Here is a 15,505-nt window from a genome sequence, read left to right as displayed (position 1 = left end):
CCACCGGCGTCATGGTCAGCGTCAGTGTCGAGCTCGCGCCGGTGTTGGTGGTGTAACCCACCACCGGCAGGGCTCCGGCGAAGTCTTTCACCGGCGTGAAGCTGTAGCTGCCATCACTGTTCACCACCAGGGTGCCCTTGCCCGCCAGCTCCACGGTCGCACCGTTGGCACCCACGGTGTAGTCGGTACCGTTCACGGTGATCTTGCTCACCGTCAGCGTGTTGTCCACGTCACTGTCGTTCGCCAGCAGACCACCAGCCTTGCCCACCACCAGCGGGGTGTCTTCGGTCACCGTGTTGCTGTCCGGCGCCACAACCGTCGCGTCGTCCACCGGCTTGACGGTGATGTTGACTTTGGCACTGTCGGTATCGCCGTCAACGTCTTCGGCCACATAGTTAAAGCTGATCTCACCGTTGAAGTCCTTGCCCGGCACAAAGCTGATGCTGCCATCCGCCGCAATCACGACATTGCCACCCTGTACCGCTATGGTCTGCGCCAGTCCGGTCAGCTCGACGCCGTTGATGGACTGAATTGCTAGCCCGCCATCCGGCGCCTTGTCGTTGGCCAGCAGGTTCAGGCTCACCGAGCCATCTTCGTTGACCTCGTACTCGTCATTGACTGCATCGACCGACTCATCAATATTCACGCTGCCATCGTCGGTCGCGGTGCCGGTGTTGCCGGCCGGGTCGGTGACGCTGGCCGTCACCTGATAGCTGCCTTCCGCCAACGGGGTGGTGACATCCACGCTGTAACCACCACCCGGTTGCACGGTGGCAGTCAGGGTTTGTTGAGTGCCATTGGCATCGGTCACGACCAAGGTAACAGTGCTGCCCGCCGGGGCATCCGTCGTACCGGTAATGGTCGGGGTGGTGTCGTTGCTGTTGTCCGGCGCATCGACGGTGATCACTGGAGCGGTTACATCCACACTCCCTGAATCAGTAGCACTACCTGTATTCCCCGCCGGATCGGTCACTGTGGCAGTGACGGTATAAGAGCCTTCAGCCAAGGGGGTAACCACATCCACAGTGAAGGTGCCAGTGGGTGTGACGATCGCGGTCAGGGTTTGTTGATTACCGTTTGCGTCGGTGACCAGCAAGGTCACAGTGCTGCCAGCAGGAGCATCCGTGGTTCCGGTCAGGGTCGGAGTGGTGTCATTGGTGTTATCTGGCGCAACGACGGAGATGGTGGGCGGAGTCAGGTCAAATACCTCATCTTCGCCAGCAGCACCAAGCGGTAGCTCACCATTGGCGTTGTAGGTGGTATCGAAGGTGGCTTCAGCAATGGTTGCGGAACCGGTACGGTCGATGGTGACAAAACCGCCGTTGCCACTGGCACCGGCGACGCCCCCAATACCGCCACCGCCGGCGGCAGGTGCACCGCCGGCTGCAGAGGCTTCAAAGGCCTGAGTCGGGTCAGCCCCACCCAAGATCGCCTGTTGCAAGGCATTGATATCATCAGGAGTACCTGCAGCGCCGTTTTGCGCCAGCTGGGGAGCATCCCCCTCTTCGGCAGGCTCACTCTGCTCGCTGGCTGGTTGCACATTGAACGACTGTCCGCCGCCCATGAAACTGGCGCCATCCGGCGACATGATCACCGCCCCTTTCGGCAGCACATCACCTTCAGCCAACAGCTTCCGGCTGCCATCTGCGGCAACCAGATAAATTTGTCCTTTGAGTTGGGTTACGGTTACGCCCTGTTCCAAGGTAACGGCATTGGTGATCATGTTCTCTCCTGAATCCTGATTTGAATGCAATAAGCCACAGCCTACTTTGCAGACTGAGGGGAAAAATAACCAGCTCGAAAATTCGAAAGGATAGACCGATTTGAGGCTGAACTGTTCAGCCAGACAGAAGTGTATAAAGCGAGGTTACGAGAATAGCAAAAACCAAAATTATCAATAAATTACAGAATGATGACGGGAGCATGACAAAGCATGCTCCCGTCAGGATTAACCCTAGGCTCCCGCCCAGAGGATGATAGCCAGCAACTGTGGCGAGATGATCCGCAGGAACATCACCAGCGGGTAGACAGTGGCATATGAGAGCGCACTGGCGCCACTGGTCGGGTGCATTGCGTTGGCAAAGGCCAGCGCGGGAGGATCTGTCATGGAGCCGGCCAGTAAACCGCATAGGGTGAGGTAGTTCATCTTGCCGTAGAGGCGCGCCAGCACACCGACCACCAGCAGCGGGATCAGGGTTATCGCCATGCCGTAGAGCATCCAGGCTGGGCCATCACCGTTGATCAGGGTATCGACGAAACCGGCACCGGACTTGAATCCGACCACCGCCAGAAACAGCACAATCCCGATCTCCCGCAGCGCCAGGTTGGCACTGGGGGGCATAAACCAGTAAAGCTTGCCGATGCTGCCGATCCGCGACAGGATCAGCGCCACTACCAGCGGCCCACCCGCCAGACCCAATTTGAGCGCGGCCGGGAAACCGGGCAGGTAGAAGGGGATGGAGCCGAGCAATACGCCAAGGCCGATCCCGATAAATACCGGCAACATCTGCACCTGCTGCAGCTTTTGCTGCACGTTGCCGACCACATTGGTCACGGCCTCGATGGCGTCGAGACGCCCCACCAGGTTGAGAATATCGCCAAACTGCAGGCTGGTCTGGCTGGTCGGCACCAGTTCGATACCAGCTCGGTTGAGGCGCGAGATCACCACGTCATAGCGTTGTTTGATATCCAGATCGCGGATCTTCTTGCCAAGAACCTGCTCGTTGGTCACCACCACCCGCTCGACGCGCAGGTCGGTACCACGAGTCGAGAGCGAGGTCTCCACCTCCTCCCCCAACACCAGTAACACCTTGTGCAGCGCGTGACGCTCACCGACCAGATGCAGCAAGTCACCCAGTTCGATACGGGATTCCGGCCGTGGCACCATCAGCTCGTCGCCACGCTTGAGCCGTGAACAGATGACATCAGACTCGTCGAGACTCGGGATCTCGCTCAGCATCAGGCCGTGCATATTGGGGTTGCGCACCGCGATGTTGATGGTCTGCAAGCTCTCTTTGGTTTTACCGGTTTGCAGCTCGAACTGGGCGGCTTCATCGTCGATCTTGATGCGAAAGAAGACCCTGACCAGCCACATGGTGAGCAAAATGCCACAGATGCCAAACGGATAGGCAACCGCATATCCCATCCCCATCAGGCCAGTCGAACCGGGCGCGGCGCCCAGCTCGGCGAGGATCTGCTGGCCCGCACCGAGGGATGGCGTATTGGTGACGGCACCGGAGAAGACCCCCAGAATGACCGGCAACGGCACATCGAAAAATTGATGCAAGCCAGCGGCCACCACGCAGCCAAGGATGACCAGCAAAGCGGCAAAGGCGTTGAGTTTGAGACCCGAACTGCGCAATGACGAGAAGAAACCCGGCCCAACCTGGATGCCGATGGTATAGACAAACAGGATCAGGCCAAATTCTTGAATAAAGTGAAGCGTTTGTGCATCCAGCGCGAGATCGGAGGCGCCTGCAAAGTGACCCACTATGATGCCGCCGAACAGCACCCCCCCTATTCCCAAGCCAACGCCATAGACTCGCCAGTTTCCCAGCCAGAGTCCTAGCACTGCCACCAGCGACAGCATGCTGATGGAAAGCGCGATTTCACTCATTTCGTGCATCCTTTGCGAATTGAACTGGCCCTAGCTTGTCAGCAAACGCTGATGCCAACTGTGTGATACCGCACGAATTTATCCTTTTACGCGCTAAAAATACCAATTAAGGGCTAGTTGCAAGACGTTAGGCGACGTAGCCGTAAATGGCCATAAAGTGACAAACGCTGCCACCCAGCACAAAGAGATGCCAAATGGCGTGGTTATAGGGGATCTGCTTGGCCACATAAAAAATGACCCCGAGACTGTAGATAAGGCCGCCAAGCCCGAGCAGCAGCAACCCCTCACCGGCCAGATGGATGTAGAGCTGATAGATGACCACCAGCGACAGCCAGCCCTGCATCAGGTAGGTAAAGAGCGACAACTTCTTGAAGCGATTGATAAACACCAGCTTGAACACCACACCAGCCAGCGCCAGGGCCCAGATCACCACCATCAAGCCCTTCGCCAGCGGCGTGGCGAGCGCCACCAGCAGGAAGGGGGTATAGGTGCCGGCGATCAGCAGATAGATGGCACAGTGATCAAACACCTTGCACCAGCGTCTGGCTCGCCCTTCCGCCATGCTGTGATAGAGGGTCGAGGCGAGATAGAGCAGCACCAGACTGCCGCCATAAAGGCTGTAACTCACCAGCGCCTGCGTACCCTGCCCCCATCCTTTGATGAGCAACAACACCAGCCCGACAATCCCCAGCAACAATCCCGCACCGTGACTCAGCCGGTTTGCCAGCTCCTCCCGGGGGGAGTAATCCATCACACCACTCATAACATCGACTCCACAATAACTGTGGCTCACTCTACCCAGCACCATTTCGGAGTACAAGTGTTCGCTTAAAAAATGGGGTGGCTGTCACCCGCCCCCCTTTGGTGTATGCTCTGCCGCCGATGCCCGAGACAAGCGGCATAGACGCCTACCCCGGTGACCTGGTCTGGAGAACCTGATGAAGTTGACTGAGTTGTTTGCACAAGCGGATCCCGCCTTTGGCGAGGCGATGAACACCTTGCTGGAGAGCTTCCACCACTCCGACGACAGTCAGGCCCCCTATCAGCGCGACCTGTTCACCCACCAGCTCGATCAATCCCGCATGCCTGCAGTCGGCCAATCTATTGAGGAGTATCTGGCGCGGCTGGCTACTCTGGTGCCCGGTGCCTCGCACCTCACCTCGCCACGCTACATGGGCCATATGACGGCGCCACTGCCAGCCTATACCGCCGAGCTGTCGCGCCTGCTGGTGATGCTCAACCAGAATCCGATGAAGATGGAGTCCTCCCGCCTGCTCAGCTTTCTGGAGCGAGAGGTGCTGGCCAAGCTGCACCGCCTCATCTATGGCCGGGACGATGCCTTCTACGGCGAGCAGATGCATGCCAAGGATGCCGCCCTCGGCGTCATGACCAGCGGCGGCACCATCGCCAACGTCACGGCACTGTGGCTGGCCCGCAACCGCGCCTGTGGCGACAACCTGTTCGCCCTCTATGAGCAGGGCTATCGGGGCGCCGTCATTCTCGGTTCACGCCTGATGCACTACTCCTTCGACAAGGGAATGGATCTGCTGGGACTGGGCGCCCGCAGCGTCTGGCGCCTTGAGACCGACGAGCAGAACCGGCTCAGTCTGGCTGCGCTGGAGCAGGCGCTGCTCCAGTGCAGAGAGCAGAAATTGAAAGTACTGGCGCTGGTCGGCGTGGCAGGCAGTACCGACTTTGGCTCAATCGACCCCCTGCCGGAGCTGGCCGCCATCGCCGAGCGCGAGCAGATCCACTTCCACGTGGATGCCGCCTGGGGCGGCCCGACCCTCTTCTCTCCCCGCTATCAAGGTCTGCTTGCCGGAATAGAGCAGGCCGACACCGTCACCCTCGATGGCCACAAACAGCTGCTGGTGCCGCTTGGTACCGGCATGCTGCTCTGCCGCCAGCCCGACCTGATGATGGCAGTCAAGCGAGAGGCGCCCTATGCCATTCGCGCCACCTCGTTCGATCAGGGTCGCTTTACCCTGGAGGGCACCCGCCCGGCCAATGCCCTCTATCTGGATGCCGCTTTCCAACTCTTCGGCCAGCAAGGCTACGCCGAGCTTATCGAAGCCAACTACGACCGCGCCCGGCTGATGGCAGATCTCATCGAAAGTGACCCCGCCTTCGAGCTGATGTCGGCACCGGTGATGAACCTGCTCTCCTACCGCTGCATCCCGCCCCATCTGCAGGGCAAGGTGCTGGACGAAGCGGCCAACGAGCAGATCAACGCCTTCAACGTGGCGCTACAAAAAGCCCAGCGCGCCGAGGGGCACAGCTTTGTCTCCCGCACCCAGCGCGCCGTAGTGCGCTACGGCGCCCAGCCGCTCACCCTGCTGCGCGCCGTGCTGCTCAATCCACTGATTGAAGAGCGCCATATCCGCGACCTGCTGGCCGATCAGCAGCGACTGGGGCTCACCATTGCTCGCCAACTGTTTGGCGACAGCGCGGAACCGGCGTAAAAATGAGCGGTCTTATTCATTTGCCGTTGTCTGCTGTACAGGTAGACTGGGCGAAATTTGCAGGCCATTTTTGAGGACTAGGCGCCAACAATGAAGCAATTTATTGAATTTATTCCACTTATCGTTTTCTTCGCGGTCTACAAGTTCTACGACATCTACATGGCTACCGGCGCACTGGTAGTGGTCACCGGTCTGCAGCTCGCCTATAGCTGGATCCGCTATCGCAAAGTCGAGAAGATGCAGCTCTTTACCTTCCTGCTGGTTGGCTTCTTTGGCGGCCTCACGGTTTTCTTCCACGATGACGCCTTCATCAAGTGGAAAGTGACTGTCATCAACGTACTGTTCGCACTGGGTCTGCTCATCAGCCGCTACGGCTTTGGCAAGAACCTGATCAAACAGATGCTGGCCAAGGAGCTGCAAGCGCCCGATGCAGTCTGGGACAAGGTCAATCTCGGCTGGGTCGGCTTCTTTACCGTCTGTGGCCTGCTCAACCTCTACGTGGCGTTCAACCTCCCGCAAGAGATGTGGGTCAACTTCAAGGTGTTCGGTCTGCTTGGGATGACGCTGGTCTTTACCCTGCTGAGCGGCGTCTATCTCTACCGCCACATCCCTGCCGAGCAGTTGTCCCAGCAAAAAGACGAACCCAAAAAGTAACCCTCATCAGAAAAGGATTGTCTCATGTGGTATCTCATCTACTCCGAAGATGTCCCCGATAGCCTGCCACTGCGCAAGCAAGTTCGCCCTGCCCATCTGGCTCGGCTGCAAGCCCTGCAGGATGAAGGTCGCCTGCTGACCGCCGGTCCTAATCCTACCATCGATGCAGAGGATCCGGCAGATGCAGGTTTTACCGGCAGCACCGTCATCGCCGAGTTTGCCTCGCAGGCGGACGCCAAAGCCTGGGCCGATGCCGACCCTTATGTGGCCGCCGGTGTCTATGCCAAAGTGACCATCAAGCCGTTCAAAAAGGTCTTCTGACCGCAAAGCGCATAGCGCATAGCGAAATAAAAAAGGCCGGACTGGAAGTTCATTCCAGTCCGGCCTTTTTGCATCCCGATATCTCGTTTATGCCTTGGCGACAAACCAGGGGTTAAGGATGTCGGGCTTGTTGTAGGCAAGGGGTGAGCCATCGAGCTGGGTGACGCTGCCACCCGCCCCCTCCAGCACAGCCTGCGCCGCACCGGTGTCCCACTCGCAGGTAGGAGCAAGGCGCGGATAGAGCTCGGCGCCCCCCTCGGCAATGATGCAGAACTTGAGGGAGCTGCCCATGGAGACCAGCTCGATCTCACCAAAAGGAGCCAAAAAGTCGAGGGTCTCCTGCGACAGGTGGTTGCGACTGCCCACCACTCGCCACGCCTCGCCTTCACGATGAGGCCGGGTCTGGATAGGCTCGCGCTTGCCATCGGCGATGCGCCAGGCACCGAGCCCCTTTCCGCCATACCAGAGCTTGTCCAGCACAGGGGCATAGACCAGCCCCCAGCGCGGCGCCCCCCCTTCAATCAGTGCGATATTGACGGTGAACTCGCCGTTGCGGGAGACAAACTCCTTGGTGCCGTCGAGGGGATCCACCAGCCAGTAGCGGGACCAGCCGTGGCGCGCCGCCATCACCTCGGACCCAGACTCCTCGGACAATACGGGAATATCCGGAGTCAGTTGTGCCAACCCCTGCACTATCACCTCATGAGCCCCCTTGTCGGCCGCGGTAAGCGGGCTCTCGTCGCTCTTGTACTCCACCGCGAAGGGCTGGCTGTAGATGGCCATGATGGCCGCCCCCGCCGCGCGGGCGACAGGTTCAAGTTCGGTGATATCGGGGTGGTACAAGGGATGATCCATAACAATCTCGTCCAGCTCACAGGGTCAACCAGTGTAACCCTTTTGACATCAACTGCTTATAGCCGATTGTGCTGGGTTATTACTGCGCGGGTGCCGCCCTCGCTTGAACAGGGCCTGAAATAACAAAGGACGCCGTGGCGTCCCTTGTTATTTTTGGCAGCCTGTATCAGGCCGCCTGTCTGATGGGTCAGATCCCCTGACGGGCTTCCTGCATCAGCAGGCGCATGTCGCTCACGGCTTTGGCCAGACCATCGAAGGCGGCGCGGCCGATGATGGCGTGGCCGATGTTGAGCTCATAGAGCTCGGGGATGGCGGCGATGGCCTTGACGTTGTGGTAGTGCAGGCCGTGGCCGGCATTGACCTTGAGCCCCTTGCCAGCGGCATAGGAGGCGCCGGCGGCGATACGCTTGAACTCGGCGTTGCGCTCGGCATCTGTGGTGGCATCGGCGTAACGGCCAGTGTGGATCTCGATAAAGGGGGCGCCACTCTCGGCAGCCGCATCGATCTGGATGGGATCGGCGTCGATAAAGAGGGATACCTGGGCCCCCACAGCGGAGAGGCGGGCAACGGCATCAGTCACCTTGTCCAGCTGACCGGCCACGTCCAGACCGCCTTCGGTGGTCACTTCGGTGCGCTTCTCCGGCACCAGACAGACGAAGTGGGGCTTGATGCGGCAGGCGATGCCGATCATCTCTTCGGTCACTGCCATCTCCAGGTTCATTCTGGTCTGGATAGTCTGGCGCAGGATCTCCACATCGCGGTCGGTGATGTGGCGGCGATCTTCACGCAGATGCACGGTAATGCCATCGGCACCTGCCTGTTCGGCCACGAACGCGGCCTGTACCGGATCCGGATACTGGGTGCCACGGGCGTTGCGCAGGGTGGCGATATGGTCGATGTTCACACCCAGATAGATTTCACTCATTGAGAACTCCTTGAAAGGCTTCATCTGTTGACTGCGCGGTCAGCGAATCACACCGCGCCAATATCCGTATGTCTGTAATCTGTGTCAGCCTTGCATACTGGCTTTGCGTTTTAAAAACAGCTCCCGACTCTTTAGCTGACGCTTGCCCAGATAGGGTTGCAGTGCCAATCGGCTGAAACGTTTGGCCGCCTGCAGCAAGGGAGGGGTATCGAAACGTCCCTCGGCAAAGGCGAGCAGGTGGGCACCGAGAAACAGGGTACGGGGATCCGGCGCCCGCTCGCAAGCAACAAAGCCCAATTCACGCTCGAAGCCATAGAGCAGGGTCGGCTCGATGGGCGACTCGTCGTCCGCCGTGTATTCGAAATCCACCGCATAACCGAGCGCCTGCAACAGCAGGAACTCGAAGCGACGCAGCGGCAGCTCCGGCGTCTCGCCATCGGCCAGCGCCATGATGGCACGGGCATAGGCATCGAACACTTCGGGGAACGGGGTGTGCGCTTCCAGCAGGTAGTAGACCAGCTCGTTGAGATAGAGGCCGTAGAAGAGGCGATCGCCCCCGAGTCGCAGGGAGTGATCCGGGCATTCGACCTGGGTGAGGTTCTTGAGATCGCCCTTACCGCGCCAGGCGATGGTGAGCAGGGTAAAGGGTTGCAGCAGCCCCTTGAGAGGGGAGCGTGGCCCGCGAGAACCGCGAGCCACCAGAGTAAATCGGCCACTATCCTGGGTGAAGACCTCGACCAGCTGGCTGGTCTCCCGATAGGGCCGACTGTGGATGACGAAAGCCGGGGTCAGCAATCAGTCGTCACCATACCCGAGGCTACGCAGGGCGCGCTCATCATCAGCCCAGCCCGACTTGACCTTGACCCACAGCTCGAGGTGCACCTTGTTCTGGAACAGACGCTCCATATCGAGGCGCGCCTCGGTGCCGATGGTCTTGATCTTCTCACCCTTGTTGCCGATGACCATCTTCTTCTGGCCATCGCGCTCGACCAGGATCAGGCCGTGGATGTGGTAGAGACCGTTCTCTTCCACCTTGAAGCGCTCGATCTCCACCGTCACCGAGTAGGGCAACTCCTCACCGGTGAAGCGCATCAGCTTCTCGCGGATGATTTCGGAGGCCATAAAGCGGGAGGAGCGGTCGGTCACGTAATCTTCCGGGAAGAAGTGGACGTTTTCCGGCAGCAGATCCTTGGCCCACTCGCGGATCTTCTCCACGTTGGTGCCCTTTTCGGCACTGATGGGCAGAATATGGGCGAAGTTCATCTGTTGGCCCAGCCACTCGAGGTGGGGCAGCAGATCTTCTTTCTCTTTGACGTTGTCGATCTTGTTGACCGCCAGCACCACCGGGCACTTGAGATTGCGCAGCTTGCCCAGCACCATCTCGTCATCTTTGGTCCAGTGGGTACCGTCCACCATGAACACCACCATGGCCACATCCCCCAGCGAACTGGTGGCGGCACGGTTCATCAGACGGTTGATGGCCCGTTTCTCTTCAATGTGCAGACCCGGGGTATCCACATAGATGGTCTGGTAGTTATCCTCGGTATCGATCCCCAAAATCCGGTGACGGGTGGTCTGGGGCTTCTTCGAGGTGATGCTGACCTTCTGGCCAAGCAGCTTGTTGAGCAGGGTGGACTTGCCCACATTCGGGCGGCCCACGATGGCGACAAAGCCGCAGTAGGTGGTATCTGTCATGACAGTTTTTCCAATGCTTGCTGCGCCGCGGCCTGTTCGGCCTTGCGACGGCTGGTGCCGACCCCTTTGATCGGGCCATCCAGACCTTCCACGTCACACTGGACAGTGAACTCCTGGTTGTGTGCCTCGCCCTTGACGTTGGTCACAGTGTAGGTCGGTAAGGATTTGCGGCTTCCCTGCAAAATTTCTTGCAGACGGGTCTTGGGATCCTTCTGCTCGATGCCCGGCTTGATCTCTTCTAGGCGGCTGGCATACCAGCTCAGCAGCAGTGTCCGCACCGTCTCAAGATTGGTATCCAGATAGACGGCACCGATCACCGCCTCGACCGTGTCGGCCAGAATGGATTCGCGGCGAAAACCGCCGCTCTTGAGTTCGCCGGGGCCGAGGATCAGGTGATCCCCGAGATCAAACTCCCGGCCCAGTTCGGCCAGGGTCTTCTCGCGCACCAAGGTGGCGCGCATCCGGCTGAGATCCCCTTCCGCCGCTTGCGGGAAGCGGTGGAACAGATCATCGGCAATCACCAGACTCAAAATGGAGTCACCCAGAAATTCCAGTCGCTCATTGTGACGGGAACCGGCGCTGCGGTGAGTCAGCGCGCGGGTCAGCAGTTCCAGATCCGCAAAAACATGCCCGAGACGGGACTGCAGTCTGTTCATCTTGATATTCATTTACTTGATTCCGCCAATGCGGTTGAAGCGCACACCTGTCGGTACCCAACTTGGCAGCAGGGAGCCTTCTTCGCGCTCGAATTCAAAACTTATCCAGATAGCGACCGCCTTGCCGACCAGATTCTGCTCGGGCACAAAGCCCCAGAAGCGGCTATCGGTGCTGTTGTCGCGGTTGTCGCCCATCACGAAATACTGGCCTTCTGGTACCACCCACTCGTCGGGGTAGGTGCCGGGCTGGCGATAGTAACGACCAACCATGTCGGGCATCAGTGGATTGCGCAGGGTCTCGTGGGAGACATCACCCAACTGCTCGGTATAGCGGTCAAGGGGGATCCCCATCTGGGTAAATTCGCCTCTTTGTTCAAACTTGACGTCGAGCTTCTTGAAGCCCGGGCACGTTTTCCCTTCCTGCTCTTCGCACTTGGGCCGGATCATCAGCTCCTTGTTGCGATAGATGACCCGATCACCCGGCATGCCGACCACCCGCTTGATGTAGTCAACGCGCGGTTCAAGGGGATACTTGAACACCACCACGTCGCCACGCTTGGGCTCGCCAGTCTCGAGGAACTTGGTGTTGGTCACCGGGTCCCGCAGACCATAGGCAAATTTTTCCACCAGGATGAAGTCGCCCACCAGCAGGGTGGGCATCATGGAACCTGACGGGATCTGGAACGGTTCAAAAATGAACGAACGCAGGATCAGCACAAAGGTGATGACCGGGAAGACCCCGGCGGTCTGTTCAATCCAGACCGGTACGGGGGCGACCTTGGCCAGGGTCTTCTCATCCAGGTGGGCACCGCCATGGGCACGAGCCACGGCAATCTTGGCGGCGCGCTGCTTGGACCAAATCATCTTGTCCAGACACCAGATAACACCGGTGATCGCGCAGACCACCACCAGGATCAGGGAAAACGTGCTTGCCATCTATTAATCCTTTCCGACGTGGAGAATCGCGAGGAAGGCTTCCTGCGGCACGTCGACACGGCCGAGGGACTTCATCCGCTTCTTACCTTCTTTCTGCTTGTTCAGCAGTTTCTTCTTACGACTCACGTCACCACCGTAACACTTGGCGGTTACGTCTTTACGCAGAGCCTTGACGGTGCTGCGAGCGATGATCTGGTTGCCGATGGCCGCCTGAATCGCGATATCGAACATCTGGCGCGGGATCAGCTCACGCATCTTCTCCACCACCTGACGACCGCGATACTGGGCGTTGTCCTTGTGGGTGATGATGGCCAGGGCATCGACGCGCTCACCGTTGATCATGATATCCAGACGGACCATGTCGGAGGTTTCGAAACGCTTGAAGCCGTAGTCCAGCGAGGCGTAACCGCGACTGGTGGATTTCAGACGATCGAAGAAGTCGAGCACCACTTCCGCCATCGGGATTTCATAGGTCAGCGCCACCTGCTTGCCGTGATAGACCATGTTGGTCTGCACGCCACGCTTCTCGATACAGAGGGTGATCACGTTGCCCATGTACTCCTGCGGCAGCAGGATATGACACTCGGCGATCGGCTCGCGCATCTCCTTGATGCTGGTGATGGCGGGCATCTGGGCCGGGCTGTCGATGTGGATGGTGGAACCGTCGGTCAGCTCGATCTCGTACACTACGGTCGGCGCCGTGGTGATCAGATCCAGATCGTATTCACGCTCCAGACGCTCCTGAATGATCTCCATGTGCAGCATACCGAGGAAGCCGCAACGGAAGCCGAAGCCCAGTGCAGTGGAGCTCTCCGGTTCGAAGAACAGGGAGGCATCGTTCAGGGAGAGCTTGTCGAGGGCGTCACGGAACGACTCGTAGTCATCGCTGGAGATAGGGAACAGACCCGCATAAACCTGCGGCTTCACCTTCTTGAAGCCAGCCAGCGCCTTGTCGGCACCGTTCTTGGCCTGAGTCAGGGTATCGCCCACCGGCGCGCCGTGGATATCCTTGATACCGCAGACAACCCAACCTACCTCGCCACAGCCCAGCCCCTGGGTATCCACCTGCTTGGGCGTGAAGATACCGATACGATCGACCCCCCACACCTGACCGGTGCTCATCACCTTGATCTTGTCGTTCTTCTTCAAAGAACCGTTCTTGATCCGCACCAAAGAGACAACGCCCAGATAGGAGTCGAACCAGGAGTCGATGATCAGCGCCTGCAACGGGGCATCCGGGTCACCTTCCGGCGCCGGGATCTTGGCGACGATCTCTTCCAGCACCAGGTCAACACCCAGGCCGGTCTTGGCAGAGCAGCGCACCGCATCGACTGCGTCGATACCGACGATGTCTTCGATCTCCTCGGCAACCCGCTCGGGTTCTGCGGCCGGCAGGTCAATCTTGTTCAGCACCGGCACCACTTCCAGATCCATTTCCATGGCGGTATAGCAGTTGGCCAGAGTCTGTGCCTCAACCCCCTGGCCGGCATCCACCACCAGCAGCGCCCCTTCACAGGCCGCCAAAGAGCGGGAGACCTCGTAGGAGAAATCCACGTGGCCCGGGGTGTCGATAAAGTTCAGCTGGTAGGTGTTACCGTCTTGTGCCTGGTAGTTCAGGGTCACACTCTGTGCTTTGATGGTAATGCCGCGCTCGCGCTCCAGATCCATGGAGTCAAGCACCTGAGCCTGCATCTCGCGGTCGGACAAGCCACCGCAAGTCTGGATCAGACGGTCCGACAGGGTCGATTTACCGTGGTCGATGTGCGCAATAATCGAAAAGTTACGAATGTGTTTCATCGAGCAAGAGTCACTCAAAATTAGTTAAGGTCAGTTATGGAGGCGCGATTTTACTGGATAACCCGGCTGACGGCCATTCTTTAGTCGCCAGCGCCAGTGAAATAGCGCCTGTTCGGTCAGGGGAGGATGCGGACAGGGACTACCACGCCGAGCATCTGCGGGCCGTAGCGCCCCTGATCCAGGCGGTTGGAAAAGTAACGAACCAGTAAAAAGCCCAGCACGCCCCCCAGCAGGCAGCAGAGAATGGTAATTCCCTCCCCGCCCGAGAGCAGCGGCGCCAGCCAGAGCTGCCCCAGCAAGGCGCCGGCCAACAGACAGAAAAGCGGCAGCACATAGACCAGCGCAGCCCCGCGCAGCAGACTCTCCTGCGGGATACCGAGCCTCACTTGCTGGCCAACCCGCACCTCGGCGGTCAGCCTGACCCGCAAGCGGGGAGCTTTCAGGGGAAACGCCTTCGCCACGGTGCCGGTACCGCAGTTGGATTGCTGCTGACAACCACTGCAGGCGGAGCGACGCTCGCACTCCACCCAGGCATGGGCACCCTCAATGGCCACCACGGTCGCCAGCTCTTCACTCATCTCATTCACGGCAACACCTCGGGTTCACACAATCAGGGGATCTGACCACGACTCACCACGCTCGGCAAGCGGGGAAGAACCCCGCATCCCCCGTTACTGCACCGCTTCGTTGCGGGCCAGCGGCTGGACCGACTCGGCGATGCGCTTGGCGGTTTCGGCAGGCACCTCGCCGACCACGGTGATCTCGACCCCTACCTCGTTGACATAGCTCACCAGCGAGGTCGCCCCCTGGCGGATCAGCTGCTGGCGCACCGCCTGCTTGGGATCGACCCGGGAGACGTAGACCGAGAGATCCACCAGCCCGTCGGAGAGCATCATGTAATCCACCGGCATACTGGTGGTCACCAGCTGGTGCCGGTCTTGCGACAGCACCTTGAAGCCATCGGGCAACCAGGTGATCTGCCAGTTCAACTGCTGTTGCGGCGCCGGATAGGCATCCTCCAGCGCCAGCGCCGGAGGCTGCTTGCTGTTGGCCAGCTTCACCAGCCAGGGGGCCGGTTTGCTCTGCAGATCCAGTTCGACACCAAGTACCTGCTCCACCAGATTGCCTTCCCGCTCGACCATGTCGATCCGCAGCAGCAAGTGGCTCTGCTCGTCAATCCAGAGCACGAAACCATATTTATCGGCCTCTTTAGGCACCAGCCTCACCACCTGAGCCACCACACCGGCGACCCGGCTGCGGCCGGCCAGCACAGGATCATAGCTCTCCAGCACCTGTGCCAGCGGCATCTTCACCAAGGTCGACCAGATGCCGGGGAAGCGGGCATCCTTCAGGGTGTAGGGATCGTGGCTGTTTTCAAAGAAGGTGTATTCGTTCTGGCGCTGGAGATACTCGATCGCCTTGCCGTCAAGATAACTGAGGTGGGCCACTTCCTTGCCGTTGATGACGGCATGGCTGATCCGGATCGGTTCAAGACGCCCCTGACGGGCCTTGACCATGGACAACTCGAAATTCTGTTGCTGCACGGCACTCTGCATCTGCTGCAACAAGGCCTCGGCCGACTTATCGT

General features: G+C 59.4%; 15 protein-coding genes. 3 read left to right on the top strand and 12 right to left on the bottom strand.

Translation table 11 applies throughout. From position 1 onward, the window contains the following. From AB5Z05_RS18190 to AB5Z05_RS18180, 3 genes are all read right to left on the bottom strand, one after another. Positions 1-1,723: retention module-containing protein (locus tag AB5Z05_RS18190; RefSeq protein ID WP_368152585.1), on the bottom strand; the 1,723-nt coding region annotated here is incomplete at its 3' end. Positions 1,724-1,954: 231 nt separating this feature from the next. Further along, on the bottom strand, positions 1,955-3,616 hold the full coding sequence (locus tag AB5Z05_RS18185; protein WP_005335335.1) for a putative transporter: 1,662 nt from the start codon (positions 3,614-3,616) through the stop codon (positions 1,955-1,957). Between the two features lie 127 nt (positions 3,617-3,743). Beyond that, a complete protein-coding gene (locus tag AB5Z05_RS18180) occupies positions 3,744-4,379 on the bottom strand; it encodes a hemolysin III family protein (protein ID WP_368152582.1) in 636 nt (211 codons plus the stop codon). A 175-nt stretch (positions 4,380-4,554) separates the two neighbouring features. Between AB5Z05_RS18180 and AB5Z05_RS18175 the strand changes: the two genes are divergently transcribed. The 3 genes from AB5Z05_RS18175 to AB5Z05_RS18165 all read left to right on the top strand — a co-directional run bounded on the left by AB5Z05_RS18175 (position 4,555) and on the right by AB5Z05_RS18165 (position 7,053). After that, positions 4,555-6,078 (top strand): aminotransferase class V-fold PLP-dependent enzyme, encoded by a 1,524-nt coding sequence (locus tag AB5Z05_RS18175; protein WP_368152579.1) that lies wholly within the window; start codon positions 4,555-4,557, stop codon positions 6,076-6,078. Positions 6,079-6,168: 90 nt separating this feature from the next. Then, positions 6,169-6,732, top strand: a complete 564-nt coding sequence (locus AB5Z05_RS18170) for a septation protein A (RefSeq protein ID WP_368152576.1) — start codon at positions 6,169-6,171, stop codon at positions 6,730-6,732. A gap of 24 nt (positions 6,733-6,756) precedes the next feature. Then, entirely contained in the window at positions 6,757-7,053 is a 297-nt protein-coding gene (locus AB5Z05_RS18165; protein ID WP_368152575.1) for a YciI family protein, read from the top strand. Between the two features lie 87 nt (positions 7,054-7,140). Here AB5Z05_RS18165 and cysQ read toward each other — a convergent pair whose 3' ends face one another. From cysQ to AB5Z05_RS18120, 9 genes are all read right to left on the bottom strand, one after another. Continuing rightward, entirely contained in the window at positions 7,141-7,896 is a 756-nt protein-coding gene (cysQ, locus tag AB5Z05_RS18160) for a 3'(2'),5'-bisphosphate nucleotidase CysQ (protein WP_368152589.1), read from the bottom strand. A gap of 199 nt (positions 7,897-8,095) precedes the next feature. Then, on the bottom strand, positions 8,096-8,833 hold the full coding sequence (pdxJ, locus tag AB5Z05_RS18155) for a pyridoxine 5'-phosphate synthase (protein WP_005335389.1): 738 nt from the start codon (positions 8,831-8,833) through the stop codon (positions 8,096-8,098). An 84-nt stretch (positions 8,834-8,917) separates the two neighbouring features. Beyond that, complete coding sequence (gene recO, locus AB5Z05_RS18150; protein WP_005335391.1) at positions 8,918-9,628, bottom strand: DNA repair protein RecO; 711 nt, start codon at positions 9,626-9,628, stop codon at positions 8,918-8,920. After that, positions 9,629-10,528: a GTPase Era gene (gene era, locus AB5Z05_RS18145; RefSeq protein ID WP_005335393.1), complete on the bottom strand. Its 900-nt coding sequence runs from the start codon at positions 10,526-10,528 to the stop codon at positions 9,629-9,631. It lies immediately after the preceding gene. Beyond that, positions 10,525-11,196 (bottom strand): ribonuclease III, encoded by a 672-nt coding sequence (rnc, locus tag AB5Z05_RS18140; protein ID WP_058058543.1) that lies wholly within the window; start codon positions 11,194-11,196, stop codon positions 10,525-10,527. Before rnc ends, era begins: the two co-directional genes overlap by 4 nt. Beyond that, complete coding sequence (gene lepB, locus AB5Z05_RS18135) at positions 11,197-12,120, bottom strand: signal peptidase I (protein ID WP_005335395.1); 924 nt, start codon at positions 12,118-12,120, stop codon at positions 11,197-11,199. A gap of 3 nt (positions 12,121-12,123) precedes the next feature. Continuing rightward, complete coding sequence (gene lepA / locus AB5Z05_RS18130) at positions 12,124-13,917, bottom strand: translation elongation factor 4 (protein WP_005335396.1); 1,794 nt, start codon at positions 13,915-13,917, stop codon at positions 12,124-12,126. Between the two features lie 116 nt (positions 13,918-14,033). Beyond that, complete coding sequence (locus tag AB5Z05_RS18125; protein ID WP_139428717.1) at positions 14,034-14,495, bottom strand: SoxR reducing system RseC family protein; 462 nt, start codon at positions 14,493-14,495, stop codon at positions 14,034-14,036. A 93-nt stretch (positions 14,496-14,588) separates the two neighbouring features. Then, positions 14,589-15,505, bottom strand: a 917-nt coding sequence (locus tag AB5Z05_RS18120; RefSeq protein WP_368152570.1) for a MucB/RseB C-terminal domain-containing protein, incomplete at its 5' end; no start/stop codon positions are given.

Source organism: Aeromonas sp. R2-4, from assembly GCF_040908365.1.
GTDB classification, from domain to species: Bacteria; Pseudomonadota; Gammaproteobacteria; order Enterobacterales; family Aeromonadaceae; genus Aeromonas; species Aeromonas veronii.
This window is presented reverse-complemented; position numbering and strand designations above follow the sequence as displayed.